The 19352-nt window shown below is 46.7% G+C and carries 18 protein-coding genes and 1 tRNA gene; 10 read left to right on the top strand and 9 right to left on the bottom strand.

What is annotated here, in order from left to right; all coding sequences use genetic code 11:
* Positions 1–157 precede the first annotated feature (157 nt).
* The gene (locus CVV44_07510; GenBank protein ID PKL40054.1) at positions 158–241 is read left to right on the top strand and encodes a hypothetical protein; all 84 of its coding nucleotides are present in this window, start codon (positions 158–160) and stop codon (positions 239–241) included.
* Positions 181–1548, top strand: coding sequence for a TIGR00341 family protein (locus tag CVV44_07505; GenBank protein PKL40053.1), 1368 nt, complete (start codon positions 181–183; stop codon positions 1546–1548). The genes CVV44_07510 and CVV44_07505 overlap by 61 nt, the downstream gene beginning before the upstream one ends.
* Before the next feature lie 27 nt (positions 1549–1575).
* Here CVV44_07505 and CVV44_07500 read toward each other — a convergent pair whose 3' ends face one another.
* Together CVV44_07500 and CVV44_07495 are read right to left on the bottom strand one after the other, a co-directional pair.
* Positions 1576–3138 carry a B12-binding domain-containing radical SAM protein gene (locus CVV44_07500; GenBank protein PKL40052.1) on the bottom strand — a complete coding sequence of 521 codons (1563 nt, stop codon included), beginning with the start codon at positions 3136–3138 and terminating at the stop codon, positions 1576–1578.
* Positions 3139–3541: 403 nt separating this feature from the next.
* Positions 3542–5029 carry an ATPase gene (locus CVV44_07495; protein ID PKL40051.1) on the bottom strand — a complete coding sequence of 496 codons (1488 nt, stop codon included), beginning with the start codon at positions 5027–5029 and terminating at the stop codon, positions 3542–3544.
* A gap of 343 nt (positions 5030–5372) precedes the next feature.
* Between CVV44_07495 and CVV44_07490 the strand changes: the two genes are divergently transcribed.
* The gene (locus CVV44_07490; GenBank protein PKL40050.1) at positions 5373–5558 is read left to right on the top strand and encodes a hypothetical protein; all 186 of its coding nucleotides are present in this window, start codon (positions 5373–5375) and stop codon (positions 5556–5558) included.
* 585 nt (positions 5559–6143) lie between these two features.
* Here the strand turns inward: CVV44_07490 and CVV44_07485 are convergent.
* The 3 genes from CVV44_07485 to CVV44_07475 form a co-directional block, all read right to left on the bottom strand.
* A tRNA-Leu gene (locus CVV44_07485) sits at positions 6144–6227 on the bottom strand.
* A 29-nt stretch (positions 6228–6256) separates the two neighbouring features.
* Positions 6257–6673, bottom strand: coding sequence for a PaaI family thioesterase (locus tag CVV44_07480; GenBank protein ID PKL40049.1), 417 nt, complete (start codon positions 6671–6673; stop codon positions 6257–6259).
* Positions 6674–6712: 39 nt separating this feature from the next.
* Entirely contained in the window at positions 6713–7006 is a 294-nt protein-coding gene (locus CVV44_07475) for a hypothetical protein (protein ID PKL40048.1), read from the bottom strand.
* Positions 7007–7165: 159 nt separating this feature from the next.
* Between CVV44_07475 and CVV44_07470 the strand changes: the two genes are divergently transcribed.
* A complete protein-coding gene (locus CVV44_07470; GenBank protein PKL40047.1) occupies positions 7166–7807 on the top strand; it encodes a hypothetical protein in 642 nt (213 codons plus the stop codon).
* Here CVV44_07470 and CVV44_07465 read toward each other — a convergent pair.
* Complete coding sequence (locus CVV44_07465) at positions 7782–8759, bottom strand: hypothetical protein (GenBank protein ID PKL40046.1); 978 nt, start codon at positions 8757–8759, stop codon at positions 7782–7784. The two genes, CVV44_07470 and CVV44_07465, sit on opposite strands and share 26 nt — an antisense overlap.
* A gap of 663 nt (positions 8760–9422) precedes the next feature.
* Between CVV44_07465 and CVV44_07460 the strand changes: the two genes are divergently transcribed.
* Positions 9423–10160 carry a hypothetical protein gene (locus tag CVV44_07460; GenBank protein PKL40045.1) on the top strand — a complete coding sequence of 246 codons (738 nt, stop codon included), beginning with the start codon at positions 9423–9425 and terminating at the stop codon, positions 10158–10160.
* Between the two features lie 86 nt (positions 10161–10246).
* On the opposite strand, the gene CVV44_07455 is transcribed toward CVV44_07460, so the two are convergent.
* Entirely contained in the window at positions 10247–10864 is a 618-nt protein-coding gene (locus CVV44_07455; protein ID PKL40044.1) for a carbonic anhydrase, read from the bottom strand.
* On the opposite strand from CVV44_07455, the gene CVV44_07450 reads away from it, so the two are divergent.
* Entirely contained in the window at positions 10863–11069 is a 207-nt protein-coding gene (locus CVV44_07450) for a hypothetical protein (GenBank protein PKL40043.1), read from the top strand. The two genes, CVV44_07455 and CVV44_07450, sit on opposite strands and share 2 nt — an antisense overlap.
* Positions 11070–11115: 46 nt before the next feature.
* On the opposite strand, the gene CVV44_07445 is transcribed toward CVV44_07450, so the two are convergent.
* Positions 11116–12117, bottom strand: coding sequence for a hypothetical protein (locus CVV44_07445; protein ID PKL40042.1), 1002 nt, complete (start codon positions 12115–12117; stop codon positions 11116–11118).
* A 187-nt stretch (positions 12118–12304) separates the two neighbouring features.
* Between CVV44_07445 and CVV44_07440 the strand changes: the two genes are divergently transcribed.
* The 3 genes from CVV44_07440 (at position 12305) to CVV44_07430 (ending at position 15325) form a co-directional block, all read left to right on the top strand.
* Positions 12305–13393 carry a hypothetical protein gene (locus CVV44_07440; protein ID PKL40041.1) on the top strand — a complete coding sequence of 363 codons (1089 nt, stop codon included), beginning with the start codon at positions 12305–12307 and terminating at the stop codon, positions 13391–13393.
* Between the two features lie 97 nt (positions 13394–13490).
* Positions 13491–13868, top strand: coding sequence for a thioredoxin (locus CVV44_07435; GenBank protein PKL40146.1), 378 nt, complete (start codon positions 13491–13493; stop codon positions 13866–13868).
* A 191-nt stretch (positions 13869–14059) separates the two neighbouring features.
* The gene (locus CVV44_07430) at positions 14060–15325 is read left to right on the top strand and encodes a hypothetical protein (protein PKL40040.1); all 1266 of its coding nucleotides are present in this window, start codon (positions 14060–14062) and stop codon (positions 15323–15325) included.
* Positions 15326–15453: 128 nt separating this feature from the next.
* Here the strand turns inward: CVV44_07430 and CVV44_07425 are convergent, their stop codons facing one another.
* Positions 15454–16302 (bottom strand): flagellin, encoded by an 849-nt coding sequence (locus tag CVV44_07425; protein PKL40039.1) that lies wholly within the window; start codon positions 16300–16302, stop codon positions 15454–15456.
* Positions 16303–16598: 296 nt separating this feature from the next.
* Here CVV44_07425 and CVV44_07420 point away from each other — a divergent pair, with 296 nt between their 5' ends.
* Positions 16599–19169 (top strand): carboxypeptidase, encoded by a 2571-nt coding sequence (locus tag CVV44_07420; protein ID PKL40038.1) that lies wholly within the window; start codon positions 16599–16601, stop codon positions 19167–19169.
* The last annotated feature ends 183 nt before the right edge of the window (positions 19170–19352 follow it).

Genomic DNA, 19352 nt, shown 5'->3' with positions numbered 1-19352 from the left:
GGGGTATCCTGGCCCCGATTAATCAGGGCCCCGGTTCAAAAGTTTAATACTCAAAAATATTTCTGCCGGATACTTCGAACATTGAACTTTTTCTGTTGACGCCCGATAAAAAATGAGGGATACTAATTGTATATTTTGCCTGTAAAAGGATATCCCCATGACCCATGTAATTTATGACCGATGTACCAACTGCGGCAATTGTGTGGATGCCTGCACCGTCAACGCCATCGATGTAATGTGAGGAGACCCATGTCGATTAAAGATTTATTTCCCCGGTCAAAGAATCCACCGCAGAAGAGCGAGGATAGTGCTGCCGAAATAAGTCCCGATGATAAAAACGTCCCGGCGAAAAAGACCGAAACCGATGACCGTAAAGGGCAAAAAGTACGCCAGGAGAAAAAAGCGGAGAACGATTCTGATCCGAAAGTCAGCTCAGTGAAGAAAAATGACGAAAGGACCGCTGCTGCCGCTCAGAAGAGCGATATCAGATCTCTGGTGGATTACGTTATCGATGAAGAGGAACGAACCTTTCGCAATTATATCAATCCCCGTTTCTGGCTGGAAAAACGGCGTGATATTCAGCAGATTCGTAAAAAGGAAGAGCATGGTCTGAATATATATGAGATACTTGCGGGTGGGGCAGCTCCCTCGCGGGAATATTATATCCTTACGGTGCTATCCTGTATTATTGCCACTACCGGTCTCGTTCAGGGATCCACGGCAACCATTATCGGGGCCATGATAGTGGCACCACTCATGACACCAATCCTGGCCTTTTCACTGGCTGTTATATGGGGGGATCTTCAGCTTATCCGTATTTCCCTCGGTTCCATAGCCAAGGGAATGTTCTGGGCCATCCTTATCTCCTCGGCGATCAGTTTTATAATTCCGCTTCCCGTGTATTCCGGGGAGATCATGGCCAGGACGCACCCCACGCTCTTTGATATTATTGTGGCGCTGGCGTCGGGCATAGTGGGAGCCTATGGTTACGCCAATGAAAAAATCAGCAATACCCTGGTGGGCATAGCCATAGCCGTGGCGTTGATGCCGCCTCTCTGTACCGTGGGTATCGGTCTGGGCACCATGAACCGGGAAGTTGCCTCGGGCGCCTTTATCCTGTTTATTATAAACCTCATTTCCATCGGGCTTGCAGGCGCCGTGGTTTTCTGGGCGATGAAGATACATCCTCCCCTGGCCGATGAAACCCGTGTGGCGCGCAGGGCCATGTACCAGATAGTACTCTCCGTATTGATTCTGGCGGCCATCGCAGTTCCTGTTAGTATTTTCATGTATGATGATTACCAGCGTGTCGAGGCAAAGGAATACGCGCGGCTTGCCTTCCACCGGGAATTTCCCGGGCTGGAAATACTCTCCCTTGAAGCAGAGGAAGGAAAGGATCACTATTCACTGCGTATTGTTATTACAGGAAGCGATGAGCCAGAGAGGGAGAAGATTCTTTTCCTGAAGAAAAGTGTCATCACGAACCATCCCAGAATAACTGACATGAAGATTATATTCATGAAGGGTGATGTTCTCATGATGAAGTAGCGTGGGGAAAACTTTTTGCAGATATCTTTAATTATTTTTACCGAGCATATCAGCGACTTTGAAATAATGGTACCCTCTCGCAGAGAGACTTATTGCATAAAAAAAATATTTATAATTATACCTCATGGAGTCCTTAAGAAATCGCAGGAAATAGAACCCGTAATGGGTAAATGTCATTTTAAATACTATATTAAGAAAAATTTTCAGCTGTTTTACATAACTGAAATCAGTATCCTTAAAAAAATCCTTTGTTCTTGTCTTTTTGATTATATCCCACAGCCTGTGTTCTTCGGGCATCTGCTTTAATAGAGACATGCATCGTTCAAAATATTTTTTTGGATTATAAATTTCGGAAATTATATATTTATATCCGTCTATTAAAGTATCCAGGGGCATTTTGGTTAAAAAATTAACATCTATCTTCAGGTTATCCCCCGTGCTCAGGCCTTTTAATCGTTTTTCTTTTGCCAGACGTCTGAACAATTGCGTGTTGGGCAGTGCAGACAGAAGGCCTACCATTGCCTGGGGTATGGCGGCTTTCTGGATAAAGTTAATCTGCTGCTCAAATATATTTTCAGGGTCGGAATCAAATCCAACAATAAAGCCGGCCATAACTTCAATGCCGTGGTTTTGAATTTTTCTTACACTTTCAAAAATATCGAGCCGCAGGTTCTGCTTTTTTTGAATATCAACCAGAGTGTCTGAATCGGGTGTTTCAATGCCGAGAAAAACTTCGCCAAAACCGGCCTCAACCATGAGATCAAGTAATTCATCATCCTGGGCCAGGTCAACGCTCGCTTCAGTAAAAAGGGCGAATGGATATCCACGCTCTTTCTGCCATTCAATAATCTTTTTCAAAAGGGCTTTGACATGTTTTTTGTTTCCAATAAAATTATCATCAACAATAAATAGAAATCCCCGAAATCCCGTTTTATATACGGCATTCATTTCATCGAGGAACTGGTCCGGGAGTTTTGTGCGGGGAATTCTGCCGAACATTTCGATGATGTCGCAGAATTCACAATTAAAAGGGCATCCCCGTGAATACTGTAATGCCATGCTGCTGTAGGAGGATATGTCAATCAGATCCAAACGCGGCACCGGCGTCTGTGTAATGTCAGGTTTTTCATCACTCATATACAGTTTTTTAGCCATGCCCGATTCATAATCTTTTATAAATCCGGGCAGAGTAATTTCAGCCTCATTTAGAATAAAATAATCGACTCCCGATATGGATTCATGTGATGAGGTTGGATAGGGTCCGCCGGCAGCAACAGGAACGTGAAGCTCATTACAAAGCTGAACCACTTTTTCAAATGAATTTTTTTGAATAATCATTGCCGATATAAAAACAATATCGGCCCACAGGATATCATTTTTTTTGACTTCGCTGACGGCCATATCAATGAGTTTAATGTCATATGAATCGGGAAGCAGGGAGGCGACAGTCATGAGTCCCAGGGGGGGAAGGGTCGATTTAAAGCCCGCCATTTCAAGGGCATATTTCAGGCTCCAGAAGGTTATTGGGATTTCAGGATATATCATGAGGACTTTTTTTTTCATGAATACAGCTCCGGGGAAAAATGACATTATAAAAAATATGTCTAAGTTAATCGTCCAGACGGTTTCTTGTCAATGAATATACTTAAAATTTTATATCTAAATTTATTATATATTTTAAAAGCCACACCTGCCCGGAACTTTTTATCAAAGATTAACATAGTAATCGTCGGGAAAAATTTAAAGGACCAAAGAGTTCAATGTTCATGGAAGATTCCGGCCCGGTTGAGTCTGCCAGGAGGGCCGTTGTGAGACCTCCACTGGTGATTCGTGTAACGTGTTGATAAACGGAGATTTCTGCTTGCAATAACTATGTGTAAGTGAAAGATTCTAGTGGGCCGCAGAGGCGAATGGACCGCCAATCTGCTTGCGGCATTTGAGCGAGAGCCGGGTAAGGTCGAGGAGGGGGCGGCCAGGCTCCCTCCATGTTTACCTATCCATTCTGTTTCTTGAAAAATTCCTTGATATAGTCGTTCAGGTAATCCTGGGGATTGTCCACGGCCTCAGTGGTGATAATAAAGCTCTCCAGTTTCATGAGCCGCATCCCGTGAAAGTAGTCATGGAAGAGCTCTTCACAGATATCCTTGATTTTCTTTTTCCTTTCCGTGGCTATTGCCAGTATTTTCCCTGCGGCCTTTTCGTCAAACTCAAGAAAGGTCCCGTGTTGGACAAGAAAATCTTTTTGGAAACGCTCGATGCCTTCTTTTAGCAGAATTTGGTTTAAGGTCTCATCGGGTTTTTCGATGAGTTTCATGTCCACTTCCAGCTCGGTCACGCTTGTGGAGGGAAGTTTTTTCTCGAACTTTATAAGCAGTTTTTCAAAAACCGTCAGCAGGCCACGGGCTCCGGTTTTTTCCTCGTAGGCTTTTTTTGCCAGGTTTTTCAGCGCTTCATCACTGAAGGCTATTTTTATTCCATAAGACCGGAAGTCCAGTTTTTTGCCCAGCACAACAGTGCTGTGTTCGTTCTTCAGTATTTTATAGAGTCCGTCTTTGTCCAGGTTGTTGAGGACAACATACACGGGAAGCCTGCCAATGAACTCCGATTCAAAACCGAACTGCAGCAGGTCCTCGGTTTTGACCATCTTCAGTACATCCTGCTTGCTTTCCATGGTCACACGAATTTTCTCGAAACCGATGGACTGACGGTTGAGCCGTTTGTTGATGTGCTCGTCCAGGCCCTGGAAGGCTCCCGATACGATGAAGAGGATGTTGCGCGTGTTGATTTTGCGGCGGCTCACCTTGCCGGTTTTCTGCGCCTCCATGGCCGCCTCGACCTGCGATGCCAGGTCATGGGGCGTTTTCAGGTCCACGTCGGCTTCCTCCATGAGTTTCAGCAGGTTGCGCTGCACGCCGCTTCTTGATACATCGGGACCGTGGAGCCCCACTGAGGAGGCAATTTTATCAATCTCGTCGATGTAGATGATGCCGTATTCGGCTTTGGCGATATCCCCGTCGGCCTCATGTACCAGTTCGCGCACCAGGTCTTCCACGTCACCGCCCACGTATCCGGTCTCACTGAATTTAGTCGCATCGGCCTTGACAAAGGGGACGCCGATTCTTTTGGCGATGAGTTTGATGATATAGGTTTTACCCACACCGGTTGGTCCGATGAGGAGGATATTGCTCTTGATGTTTCCCACGAGGCGTTCTTCCTCGGTCATCTTCTGTTCCAGTTTCATACGGTTGAAGTGCGTACACACCTTTGTGGCGATAACCTCAACGGCCTCTTCCTGAGCAATGACGTATTTATTGAGATATTCTTCGAGCTGTTCTGGTTTTATATCAAAGTTGAATTCGGATGCATGGGAGGGCTCACCGGGTTTTCCGCCCATGGACTCCGGGCCTTGCTGAACCTCTTCAGCATCCATTTTCAGTAGTTCTTCCAGGTTCTTTTCCGGATCAAACACGGGTTTAGTCATTCTTCATATCCTCGCTTTTTAACACATTCCTTGCATGTTGAAGTGAAACACCTGTCGTCTGCCTTGTTTCACATGGCTTATACATTTTCTATGCAACGTATATTTTCAGACTATATACGTCAAGTTAAGTTACGGACTTTTACTGCTTTCATGGGTGTGTCGTGTTTTTATTTTTTATATTTTTAGAAAAAAAGTGCTTGAAAAATACTATACATAAATATACTATACACATGTAAGGATGAGTGAATTACAGTATGGAATCAATAAAAACAGCAACCATTTGCAGAGAAGACGGGAAAAACGCGTCAGTTTTTATTGCTGTAAAAGCAACCCGGTGTCCTGAATGCGGCAGCAGTCTTATTCCCGATGGGGGCTGCTTTTTCTGCCGTTCCTGTGGATATTCCTTATGCGCCCTGTAATAGCGAAAAACGAAATGTGCTCCAGACGGGGGAGGATGTACAAGACTGATAAAGGGACGAGTGACGCATGCCTCACGACAGTTAAAAATACTGAGAAGGGAGAGTTATGAATAACAATGCAATCACAGGAACCGTCTTGGACTATGGAAAATGTGGAAGAAAAACGGAAGGCCTATCTTATTATGCGGCTGCCGGTTATGGAAAAAGAGATATTCGTAGAGATGGCGGACGATCAGTATCTCAAGATTGTGAAGCCGCTGATAAGGCAGTCAGAACAATCGTTGAATGGTTTCAGGGAGAATTAGTTTCGGATTTTTCCCGGCACCATCCTATTGTGGACATAATGTAAATACCAATACTATCTGATAATTATATTTTTGTGCCGCCCAAGGCGGCATAAAAATATAAGTTCTGAGTTTGTCAGAGGTTATATAACAATTTCTATAAATACGTAACTTTAAGAAGTTGTCGAAAGAATATTTATTATCAGGGGGGCAGAGCTTCTCGCAGCATATCCCCACCCCATGCCAAAACACCATCAATTTCCCACATAACAGGGCTCTGTTCTCTATGTAATACTATGTAAGGGGCTGTTCCTCCGGGAGCAGCCCCTTTATTGTGGTGAGAGTTTGTTCGCAATTAAGAAGGGGCACCCCTATGGATACCCCTTGAATTACACTTTATGTGGAGTTATGTGCCGAAGGAGGGACTTGAACCCTCACAGGGTTGCCCCCGGCGGATTTTGAGTCCGCTGCGTCTACCAGTTCCACCACTTCGGCAATGTGAGTTATGCGCAATCTAAAAAATATTATTCGGGCTGGGGAATATCATCGACTTCAATATATTTGCCCTTGGCGCGTGCAACAATTTTTCCCATCTCATTTTCAATTTCAGCCCTGTTTTCAACAACACGCTTACTTTTCTTCACATACCAGCCGCGGATATACAGGTTTTCATTAATAAAAGCGGGCTGCAGATAACGGATAGTCAATTCACTTGTCATGGCCACGCTGTCCATATACTTGTTCACGGTGATCATGGTCTCGTCCAGCAGTGCTGCGATTATTCCGGCGTGGATAATATTGGGAGGACCTTCATGATATTCGGAAGCTGTATATTCACCATAGGCTGTCTTGGTATCGTCGTCGAACCGCAGTTCAAGCCTGAGACCCTGGGGATTTTCCTGCCCACAGCCAAAACAGATTTTATCTTCAAATTCTATCATGCTGGCATTTGTGATTTATCAACACTTTTTTGTCAACAACTATTTGTTATTTGCACCCCTCTCCTTTATACGCTCCATTATCATGTCTACTTCATCCTGATCAAGCCATTCATCGACATGTGCAATGGGCAAATCGGTCACCATGAGATACATTTCGAATGCCATAATCATATCTTCTTTAGAAAGAATACCCAGTGTCACCAGTATTTCACCGATGAGACGTTCCTTATTATCTTTTTGTAGAATGAGAGCCTCATTGAGTTGATCTGTGGTGATGATGCCGTTTTCCACAAGAAATTCACCGACTTTTTTATCATGTCTTTGCTCAGGCATGCGATCCAATACCTCCATTAATACTGGGAGCAGTTATATGGGAACATTTAATAATACAGTCATTAAAGAGTAGATGTCAAGCCTTAATTTAGTTGACGATTCCCTGGCGGCATGGCATGAATTGAGTGTTGAGATGCGGTATTTCTTTCCCGGTTCTTAATGGTCAGAGGGAATGATTGTGTTATGAAAAAAAGAATAATGTACATATTTACGGCTATGTTCCTTGGCATGCTTGCTCTTGTGTCTGCCGTCGGATCCGTAAGCAGGTTCCACAATGTGGGAGTTACAGTATGCAGGAAATGTCATTCCGTAAACGGCGGGCAGACACAGTATGAGGTATGGGTTACATCACCCCATGCAAGGGCCTATGAAACACTGAAAGGCGAAAAGGCCATGGAAATAGCCCGGGGTATGGGAATTACAGAAGCCTGGACAGACAGGGTGTGCCTGCAATGCCATACAACGGGTGGAGGCCGCAGCGAAATTACGGGCCAGGAAGGCGTGGGCTGTGAGGCCTGTCATGGTCCGGGAAGTTCCTATCACGACGGTGCAAATCACATCAATTATGAGGACCGCAGAAAAGGCTATGCCACGGCAAAAAAGCACGGTATGTACCCCATTCTTGACTACGAGGATAACCTGCTTAAAAGGGAAAAACTGTGTCTGAACTGTCATAACGAAAGAAGACCCTGTATGCCCGTAACGATGAAAGAGATACAGGCCCAGAAAATCACGATCCAGGTCATCGATACACTCCGGAAGGGTGACGTGAATTTCAGCCACCCGCTCCGCAGGTATTGACGCTTCCCGCCGTCTCCTGCCGCAGCCACTTCAGGCCATCGGCCTTTACCAGTGTTTTCTTGATCTGCCTCATAGTATTGAAAAGATTGAGCATGTTTTCTTCATCGAGGATATTGGATTGAGCGAAGAGATCCTGCGTGGTGCCGTGATATATCTGGCTCAGGGTCTCCTGGCTGTAATTAGCGTGCGTGCTGAAATGTATCCCGCTGTTCAGTGTTTCTATGAGGGGTATTATTTCCTTTCTGAAGAGGATATCCACAAGGTAGCTGTAGAGTTCCTCGGGTGAAAAGATCAGCTTTGTCAGGCGGTGCAACCCCGAGAGCATCTCGTTGACAAATATCCCTTCCTTCATGTCCTTGTAGGCCAGGAGGGGAATGCGTTTTATTTCCGTGTTGGCATAGGAGCGCCGTATGAAGTCGCCCAGGTCGAGCTTCTCCCCGCCGAGATTGAAGAGAATGAACTGGATGCCGGTCTGCTTAAGGTTGTCAAAAAGGCTGTCCGTTGTGCCGATAAAAACGGGATGATATCCGAAACGCATGATGATATTTGTGAGGATGTCCTTTCTGACGGGAGCCGTCTCATAAATGAGGATTTTTCCCTGTTCAGCGGGGATCGGGCTGTCCAGCATTCGCAGGTATGATACGAGCCGCTCCGGTGATCCCGCGGGGATGACATCGGATATGCCGTGATCGAGGAGCTGCGCCCTGACCCGGCTGCTCACTGCAGGAGCGAGGCAGACGAATCGTTCCGACGCGGCGGCAAGATGTTTCAGGTCCAGTGAGAATATGTTTGTATCGCAGATTTCGGCAACAGTAAAGGCGTATGACGATGATGATTCAATGTCCGGGGCTGCCTGCAGGGGCAGTGTGATTTCCTCCACGGTGTATCCCGCCTTCCGCAGATGAGCACTGTATTCCTGGTTATCCTGTGTCAGGAGACGGATTTTTTTCATGCATGGTATCCTGATGATGAAAAATGTATTATGTCACATAATACATGGCATGTAATTGTCGTCAATTCTTTTCATAAAGGAAAAAACTTATCACAGGAAGAGCGCAAAGGCCTCGAAGAGCACGAAGTCCCGAGAGGACATGAATGGATGTTTCATATATCCAGGCTATCAGACATCAGTTAGATAGAAACAACTATTCCTGAAAGCCTGTTTAAAATCCCTGTTTTCCCCTTTCGGTCTCCTGAAAGTTGCACGACTGTCGCATTGTTTACTATTTTTTAACTTGCCCTTCGCGCGCTTTCTGTTCAACCTTTTTTTATAAATTATTAATTCCCAACAATCCGGAATGAGCCTAAAATTTTAATTAATAGTCAGGATGTACCCTGTTTTTTTTATAACGGATGATTTAATTTTCAGAACTTTGCGTTCTTCTGTTTTTTTTATAACATCATTTTTTAACTTATTCCTTTGAGTTAAGATAGCCATTTTCCCGGGCTCTAAAATAGATTCAAATCCTGCATGCGGGCGTATAATCGGGGGGCTGCAGGAGTTTTTCTTGACTTTTCAATGGATTGTTCTATAGTATAGATATGGTATAAATTATCATGACTGTCTCGGAAGACTGTTTTGAGGCAAAAATAAAAATCTTATCAGGAGGAATATATGGCGGAAGGTGCATTCAGTTTCCAGAAATTCATCGATGATTCAAAAAATACTCTTCTTAAACCGAAGGAGTATTTCGCTTCCATGGAGAAGGAAGGCGGATTCGGTGAGCCCATTATCAAGGCGGTACTTTACGGCGCAGTGGCGGGGCTTCTGGGTCTGCTCTGGAGCGTTATAGGTTTGTCCGCGGTTGGCGGCGCAATGGGCGGTATGTTCGGCGGCGGTGTCGGCATCATGGTTTTAGTGGGCGCTCTCATCTTCTCGGTGATCGGCCTCTTCATAGGTGCTGTTATCATCCTTATCATATCTGCCATATGCGGCGGGACAACGGATTTTGAAGCTAATACCCGCGTATCGGCATCGCTTATGGTGATGTACCCCATCAGCGCGGTACTTGGTTTCGCCGGCGGCATCCATCTCTATCTCGGTTCCATAGTATCTCTCCTGGTTTCACTTTACGGGCTCTTTCTTCTTTACAACGCCCTGATCGGTGTCCTGGGGGGAAAAGAGGGGACGGCCAAGATTATATCGATTATACTGGCTGTTATTCCCGTTCTCATGCTTATCAGCGCCCTCATGTGCGCCAGTGCAGTGAAACAATCCTCTGATATCTGGATGAAACAGAGCGAAGACGTCATGAAGCAGATGGACAACAAGGACGCTGCTGAAGCGATGAAGCGGCTCGAGGAATTCAGCAAGCAGATGGAAAAAGCTGCCAAGGAAGCGGAAGAGAAATAGAAAAAACAGCAATGGGGACCTCTCGGTCCCCATCATGATTCAGATAAAGACGCGGCTTGACGCGTCTTTTTTCATTTCCCGTATCGCTATTTTATCCCCGCCTTGTTATACCCGTCGGCGAGATTCGTATTCACATGAACCACGCCCTTGTTCAGGTCCTTCAGTGGGTAGTCGGCGGTTATCTCAGGAAGCTTGTCGGCGTCGGTCTGTTTTTTCAGGATAGTGCCGGCAGGAACATACCGTCCGTCGGGTACTGTGACACCCATGACCAGGCACTTGGGTTCTACCACGCAGTTGTTGCCGACTTTGGCCCGGAATAGCAGGGACTGCATGCCGATGAAGGTGTCATTTCCCACATAGGCGGGTCCGTGGATCTGCACCTGGTGCGCCAGGGATACGCGTTTCCCGATATATACGGCGTATTTTTTACCGTCGGCCTCGACAAGATTTTTCTCGATGGCGTGCCCTTCATGCTCGGTCTCCAGGGCGTGGATGATAACGCCGTCCTGCACATTGGACTCATCGCCCACGTGGAGGGCCTGTCCTTCATCGCCGCGTACCGAGGCAAAAGGGGAAACCATCACCCGTTTGCCGATGATGGCGTTGCCGATTACAGCGCCCAGGGGATGTATATAGGCCGAGGGGTCAATTTGGGGATCATATGCTTTGGCTGAGAAATCGGTTACTACGTTTTTATGTATCATGGGTTTTCCTCTTATTGTTAATGAATTGCAATATATGCTGATTTTCAAGGCATTACAGCATAACAGGAATGTCAATATTTTTTCATTATCGGGGAAATTTGATACAAGGGGATTGAAGACAGATAAAGGGGGTCAGAGCCTCAAATCGGAACGACAAAAAAGGGGTCAGAGCATGGATAAAAGTGACGTAAGAGGCATGCTCTGACCCCAATTGTGCACATTTATGATAACAATAAGGCAGGAAATACGGATCAGGACTTGCTTTTTACAGTCCAGTCTCCGGGTCTTGCCAGCAGGTAACACATGAGATACTCTTCCAGGGTCTTTTTCGGACCGGGTGTATTTCCCCTGTCCCGGAAAATGGAGTTGTTTTTTCTGAGGGAGAATGATTTGAAAAGCCGCCGGGGATCATTAGTCTCAAAAAACCTGTTTATTTTTTCCTCGCCCATTTCTTTTTCGCGGATTTCGTTTTTGTCTATGGAGAAACGACCGCTTTTTTTCATCTCATCGGAGAGCTGTATCATTTCCTCAAAACTCAAGCCCATGAGAAACTCCTGGAGTGCGTCGATTTCATCCTGCTTCAGGTCATCGCGCTGGAGAAACTCGAACCATATGGGGTCTGATTCCTGCGAAAGCATGAAGAGTTCGCTTATGCCCATCATGGTGCCGAAGTTGGGATCAATTTTTTCCCTGGCGTGCCATATGTTGGTCAGGGCAGGGGCGAACTCATCGACGCCGTAATCAATGCGATGTTCCCATATACTGGCCAGGAGGTATCCCGCATTATTCCTGATGTGCATCGGTATAGTCTTGTCGGAGATGATGGATATAAAGACATCCTCGGCCATGATTCCAAAGATGTTGATGCTTATGATTTCCCGTATTTCCTCTTCTATGGGGCGCATAGCTGCGATCTCCTGTGTAAGATACAGGAGCATATAAAAAAAGTTGATCTTGGCCAGTGAGTAGCTCTGTCCCAGTATGGCTTTTGTGGGAATGTGAAAGACCAGGTCCATGAGATCTTGAAGGCACAGGGTGTTTACAAGGGTTTCAATGGAGCGGGAGGCTCTTCCCAGGCTCTGGTGTCCCAGTATTGACGGGTAAAGGGAAATGGCCGCGGAAAGATCCACCAGGGCAGCTTCATTTTTTTCCACGGACACCAGTTCATCCAGGCGGCCCTGTGTGCGCAGCATGCTTTTCAAGGTCTCCATTATTTTCTGCTCTTCAGCCTTAAAAACAACTATCTCGGACATGACTCCTCTTCCCTGGTTCAGTAGAATAACGCTTGAAATAGTATGCATTGTATTTGACACATTTTTCAAGTAATAATTAGAGTTGTGGTGTAACTGTGATAAAAACATGGAAACAGGCCGGTTTTGCCGCAGATTATTTTCTTAATACTGTCGTAGATGCAACTAAACAACAGGTGTATTTCTGCCGATGCAAAAAACAGAGGACCATGCCATGCGCTGCAATTACCGTTTTCGTTTTGTCTCACTCGCAGTACTGTTTTTTCTTTTTCCAATGATTATCCCGGCAGCAGGGGAAAAATCCGCCGCGCCTTCCTATAACCGTTTCAAAGAAGCGGCATCGGGAAGTTACTTTTATCGGGTCAAGCTCCCGCCGGGATATGTTCTTGAGTCGGCTCAAAGGCTGCAATTCAGGTCTGAAGGAGTAGTTATCGACCTCTATTCCCGGGGATTTGCCCAGGGCGATGCCGTTTACATGGAAATGTACGCCGATGAAAAAATTGATAAAAAGCTGAAGGTAAAAAAGGTGATAGTGGACGGTCAGGAGATTCCCGTGTCATCCCGTTCCTGGGGTTACCGGGGACTATTTGCCATCAATCCCGATTCAGTGCCTGGTGAAAGAGAAATAGCCTGTTCTGTGTCCCTGGGCTGGTCAGGAAGGGAATTAAGCGCCAGGTTTCCCGTTGTTAAAAAGGAATTCCCTTTTAAGAAGAAGCCCCTGGATCTTGGCAAGTTCTCCAATGTGGAATATCAGCAGAATCCGGAAATCATCGAGTTTATCAAGGAATGTTCACTGAAAAAGAACGAGGCCTTTTCGCGTAAGAGTGAGGATATGCTCTCCGAGAGGGTATCACACCCCCGTGATCTTCACTTTATCACATCACCCTTCTGGTCAAAGCGGAGATATCTGCGGTATAAAATCCGCGGAAGGAAGAGGGTATACCTGCAAAGTAGAACCAAGGTCCATGCCGGTCTAGACCTTCGCGGGGAAGAAGGCTCCCCCCTCTTTGTCATGGCCGATGGAGAGGTGGCCCTGGCCGATAAACTTTTCTATGAAGGCAATATGCTCATCATTGATCACGGCAACGGTATTTTTACCTACTATATGCATTTACAGGATCATAAGGTTAAAAAGGGCGACCGGGTTAAAGCCGGTGACCTGGTGGCTACCGTGGGCTCCACGGGATTATCCACGGCTTCACATCTCCATGTGTCATGTATTATCAGGGGTATCCAGGTGGACCCCCTCAGTCTTCTATCGCTGCCGGTGCGTGATTGAAAACGATGCTTTCAGTAAAATAAACTTGACGATCTAGATATTTATAGTTATATATAATTCTAAAATACTTAAATATCGAGGTTGTGAAATGATTGCAATATATCTTGTTGTCGCTCTTATTCTTGCCTTTTTTCTGCTGCAATACGGCATGGTGCTTAAAATGCGTATGAAAAAGGGCAAACCCGCTCCTGAACTCACGGGGTCCTATGCAAAAGCCCTCAAGACAGGAAACAAATCCCTTTTTTATTTTTACAGTCCGGGCTGCGGTGCATGTCGGCCCATGACGCCTCTCATTGAAAAAATGATGAAACAGTATAAAAATATTTTCAAGGTGAACATCTCCCAGGATATGGACACGGCACGTCGTTTCGGCGTCATGGGAACCCCGGCCACGATCCTGGTTCGTGACGGTCGTATTGCAGAATTTCTCGTGGGTCCCCAGCAGGAGAAGAGAATTATTGAACTCATGCAGTAAAACGTTTTATCTGCGCCTGGCTGCAATCCCGGGGTCAGAGCCTGGTTATAGAAATCAATGGAAGTCAGGCATGCTCTGACCCCGGGGAATTTCCTCCCTCCGTTCCCGAACCAATCATACGAACAGTATCATTCCTGTTGAAATAGCGTTATTTCCTGCTTGCATTGCCGTGAAACCCGTGATTTTATTGTATGATATATCGGATTCCGGTAACGGGAAAAATGATGAAACGGTCAGGATACTACGGCATTCACCTGTCATTATTAATTGTGGCACCGTTACTGCTCTGCTGCTGTGGATGTTTCACTATGTTTAAAAACAAGGATATACTGACGAAAAAAGAACTGTCGTCGGGGTACCGGCAGGGAACAGCTATCTACTTCCTCTGTGAATATTCACTTTTTGAAAAAGGCACCACGATTATCCCCCTCTATGCCTGGTCGCCGGGTACGGTTTATTTCCATGCAATTTATCTGTACGAGTTTGATATAACCAGCGGAAGACTCACTCAAATCAGTGAACTGAAATCGTTGCCGTCGGAGAAGAGTCGGGGAAGTATCCGGGATACGCGGTGGGCAAGGGACGGTTCCGTTGTGTACCTTGTATATCATTCCGGCCGGGATGGCATGACTAGTCCGATGAAAAGGCACGTCTATCGTATCACAGTGAAGGATTCTCTCGTAGAGGAAGTGAGCGGAGAAAAGGGAGAAGCAGTTATGAAACATTTTTTCTCCGGGAATGCGGGCCTGCCGGGGAGCAATGGTGATGTTCTGAAACCGTCAAGAGTCTGGTATTATGCGGGATGTCTGCAGACTGTGTCGTGGCGGCTGCCCATGCCCACGGAATTTTCAGATATGAGTGACAGGGAATCCCGCCGTATTATTATTGAAGAACGTGGTGACCGGTATCTTCGTGAAGCTGTTTTTTCCGGGATGATGAAGACACTGGATGAGAAAGCGGTCCAGAATATGACCCATGACATGGAAAAATGGATGGAGAAGCTACCCCGTCATAAAAAAATGATATATGGGCCTTACAGGGAAGAATGGAAGACCCGGCTTTCCCTGCAGGCCCGGTACGGCATTAGGTCTGCGCCACAGAACCTGGAAGAGGCTTTGTTCCTCCGGGATGGCGCTGCTGCCGAAGCTTTCCTTCGCCAGGATCCCGCAGTTAACAGGCCTGACGGGGATGGGCGTACCGCCATGATGATTGCGGCGTACGTGGACGACAGCGCGATCGTGAAAGATCTGCTGCGAAGAGGCGCTGATATCAACGCTCGTGATAATAACGGCTGCACTCCCCTCATGTACGCCATTTTTGGCGGGGCGGGCCGTACAATGGAATTGCTGCTGCAGCATGGAGCTGAAACAAAATTGGAGACGCGGTCGGGATGGACGGCCTGGATGTTTGTCAGCAGCACAGAACTGCGTGAACGATATCTTGCTATCGTACAATGAACGGTACGTTTTTTGATGGTCCTGTGCGCTATGTGTGCTACTGTCTAAGAAGGGGTAGCGGAGAAAAATAAAAACGCCGGTTGGGAGTGACCGGCGTTTCTTGAATGGTGCTGCGATGCTGGCTCAAGCTATTGTAATAATTGCAATACTGTCTGTGACTTGGTGTTGGCCTGCGCAAGCATTGATGTCGACGCCTGCGTGAGTATCTGATATCGGATAAATGAAGACATCTGTTCGGCCATGTCGGTGTCCCGGATGCGGCTTTCCGATGCCTGTACGTTTTCATAGGCGTTCATGAGGCCCTTGGCCGCATGTTCAAGCCTGTTGTAGTAGGCACCCAGGTCTGCACGTTGTTTCGAGATGATGCGCAGTGCCTCATCGGCGAGACCGATAACCGCGTTTGCCTTACCCGGTGTGGAAATGGAAATGAAGGTAAGAACAGTCGGGTTACGCAGTCCCAGCGCCGCCGTTGTCATTGTTTCGATGAATACGCGTTCGCGCTGATGCATGTTGGGACCCATGTGAAACCACATGGAGGCCGTGGGATGCAGACGTGCGAATGAACCGGTGAGGAGTTTCATTTTATTGAATTCAGCCTGTGAGCTGATGCGGTCGATTTCATCGACAAGCTCGGAAACTTCGACCTGGATCAGCTGCCTGTCTTCTGCGGTGTAGATACCGTTGGCCGCCTGAACGGCGAGAACACGCACACGCTGAACGATGCTGTGGGTTTCTTCCAGATAACCTTCGGCCGTCTGAATCATGGACATACCGTCTTCAGTATTCCTTTCTGCCTGGCGGAGACCCTGTATCTGTGAACGCATTTTTTCCGATACAGCGAGACCCGATGCGTCATCACCGGCCTTGTTTATTCTCATTCCTGAAGAAAGTTTTTCTACATCCTTGGTGAGATCCCAGTCATGGAATTTTAAGGTTCTGTGCGCAAAAATAGCGGCTACGTTGTGGTTTATTATCATTGTTTTCCTCCTTGAAAGCTGATGCCATCATCCTTGATAGCATTGAATTTTCTTTTATATCATTCCAAAATTCGTCAATACAAAATTTTACGCTTAGCCCGATTATGGGCGATTATAGTTGATTATAATAGATTATAAATAAATATAGCGTTATTTTGTAGATATATTATACATTTTACTTTTTTCTATTTTTTTTAATTTTTTGAAAATTCCTTGAAAGATGACGTTTTCTTCGATTAATTGTTGCAATCCGAAGGGTCATTCCGGCATGTTCCTTCTCTAAAGAGGATTATTGTATGGCAAAATACAGCGGAAAAAGGACCAGGCTGTCCAGCCTGAAGGATGCAGCTAAGTCTTCATCACCCCGAAAAGGGTGGGATTTCAGTGCCGGCAGGGGCGTTCTGGAATTTATATATGAACTCATTACCCATTTTTTTGATTTTCTGGTTAATAAATGCAGGGAATCCCGTACTGCCGTCATCGGGATTATCGCTGGTATTTTCATTGCCTTCTTTGTAATTCTGATAGTTGATTTCCTGAACGTAAGGGCCCTGGCCAACTTTCAGCCCAATGTAACGACTAAAATTTACGATAAAAACAACATACTCGTTTCGGAGCTCTTTACGCAGAAACGGGAGATTGTCCCTTTTGAAAAGATACCGAAGGACCTTGTCCACGCCTTCATCGCCATTGAAGACAATGAATTCTATGAACACTACGGCATAAATATCAAGGGTATTGTCCGGGCCTTTTTCATCAACATCCTGGCCGGCGGTATCAAGCAGGGCGGCAGCACCATTACCCAGCAGCTTTCGAAAATACTGCTCACCTCGCGTAAACGGAGCATCTACCGGAAAATCAAGGAAGCCTTCATTTCTCTGATGATGGAGGCTTTTTATTCGAAAGATGAGATTCTGAACCTCTATCTGAATCAGATATTCCTGGGCCACGGCGCCTATGGCGTGGAATCGGCGGCGCAGATATATTTCAACAAACATGTGTGGGAGCTCAATACAGCCCAGTGCGCGTTGCTGGCTTCACTGCCGTCATCGCCAAACAGGCTTTCCCCTATACGGCATCCCAAGGCCTCCATGGCACGGCATCGCATTGTTCTGGCAAAGATGGTGGAGATGGGTTTTCTCACCGTCGATGAGGCTGAAAAATATTATCTCCAGTTCTGGCCCGATTATCTTGTATACACGGCGGATATTGCTCCCACGCTCAACACCTTCAGCTCGCGTATTGACAAGGCTCCATGGTTTACCGAGTATATCCGCCGCCAGCTCGTGAGCACCTACGGTGAGGAGGCGGTGTACAACAAGGGGCTCCTGGTATACACAACCCTCGATCTGAAAAAGCAGGTGGTGGCCCAGCGCGCCCTCTCCGAAGGCCTGGAGAACCAGTCGGGTACGTCCGTGGCGCTATCCTTTAAAAATGCCGATTACATCATGGACAATTTTTATGATACGGTAAGTCTTGTGTCCGATCTTTTTGACATTAATTCTATCACGCGGACGGGCTCACGCCAGAACGAGAAGATAAACAGTGTTTTCCGCGATGAAATCGCCGAGGAACTGGAAGGACTGAATTATCTTGTCGGCATCGAAGAAATTGGTGATTTTTTTGGTGAGTATAAGGGTACCTATCTCGATGACAGAAATCTGCAGAAGGTCGAGGGGTGCATCGTTTCCATCAATCAGAACAACGGTTATATCGAAGCCCTGGTGGGGGGAAGTGAATTTACCAGCATCAACCAGCTCAATCGCGCCATGCAGTCACGGCGTCAGCCCGGTTCCGCCATCAAACCCCTGCTCTATGCCGCAGCCTTTGAAAGCGGGGATTTCACACCGGCCACGGCCATACTGGACTCGCCCATCGTGTTCCTGGACAATGAAGGAGGCGACTGGTTGCCGGAAAACTACGAGGGCGAGTATTACGGTCTCGTGCGGCTGCGCAAGGCCCTGGCTCTGTCCATAAATGTCGTTTCCATCAGGATCGCCGAAAAGCTCGGCATTGAATATATCATGAAGTATTATGCACGTTTGCTGAAGATCGAAGCAGGCGAGACTAAAAAGAGGATACCGCGGAATTTTTCCATCGCCCTGGGCTCCCTGGAGGTGTCCCCCTTTGAGCTGACCAGGGCCTATGCCATTATCGCTAACGGCGGTAAAGATGTCATTCCCTTCAGCATCAGGTATATCAACGACCGCGATGGAAAGACCCTGGAAAACCGCGAGGAGGATGTGGCAAAGCTTCTCGCGGAGAAACAAAAGAACGGCACTATCCAGATCATCAAACCAGAGACAGCCCAGCTCATGATCAGCATGCTGCGCGGTGTCATCGCCGGCGGAACAGGGGGAGCAGCTTCACCGGGAAGGCCTGCGGGCGGTAAAACCGGCACTACCAATAACTGGCGTGATGCCTGGTTCGTGGGTTTCGTGCCCCAGGTGACCACGGGTCTCTGGGTGGGATTCGACAAGATGGGCCTTTCGCTGGGAATCGGCCAGGCAGGCGGATCAGTGGCTGCTCCTATCTGGGGCAGGTACATGCGTGAAGGCATGGAGCATGAACCGGTACTTGAGTTTCCCGTCTATGCGGGACTGATTGAACAGGAGGTGTGCGAAAGGACCGGGCTTCTTCCATCGTCCTCATGCCGGAATGTAATCAAGGAGTATTTTATATCAGGCACGGTTCCCGAAAAGGAATGCGATACATGCGCAAATATAGATCATGATATCTCCATGCCCGTAAAGGGCCCCCGTGATAATATTTCCAAGGGTCAGAAAGAAAATATCATCAGAAACCTGAAGAAAAATGCCGGTGATTCCATCATCGATGATATCGGTAACGATCTCTTAAGAAAATAAAGATAGTATGGTTGTTCTTCTGCAGTAAAAAAGCATTGACAAACTTACCATAACTGTATGAGTGATGGCTCAGTCATGACATGGTTATGACTGAGCCATTTTTTTATTTGAATTTCTTCTTTGCCGGTGTTATTAATGAAAGGGGCGTGAATTGTTCGCCCGGTAAAGATGCCATGGTGTAAT

The organism is Spirochaetae bacterium HGW-Spirochaetae-1 (genome assembly GCA_002839375.1).
Classification (GTDB): domain Bacteria; phylum Spirochaetota; class UBA4802; order UBA4802; family UBA5550; genus PGXY01.
Note: the sequence above shows the minus strand (reverse complement) of the source record. Positions and strands in the feature narration are given on the sequence as shown.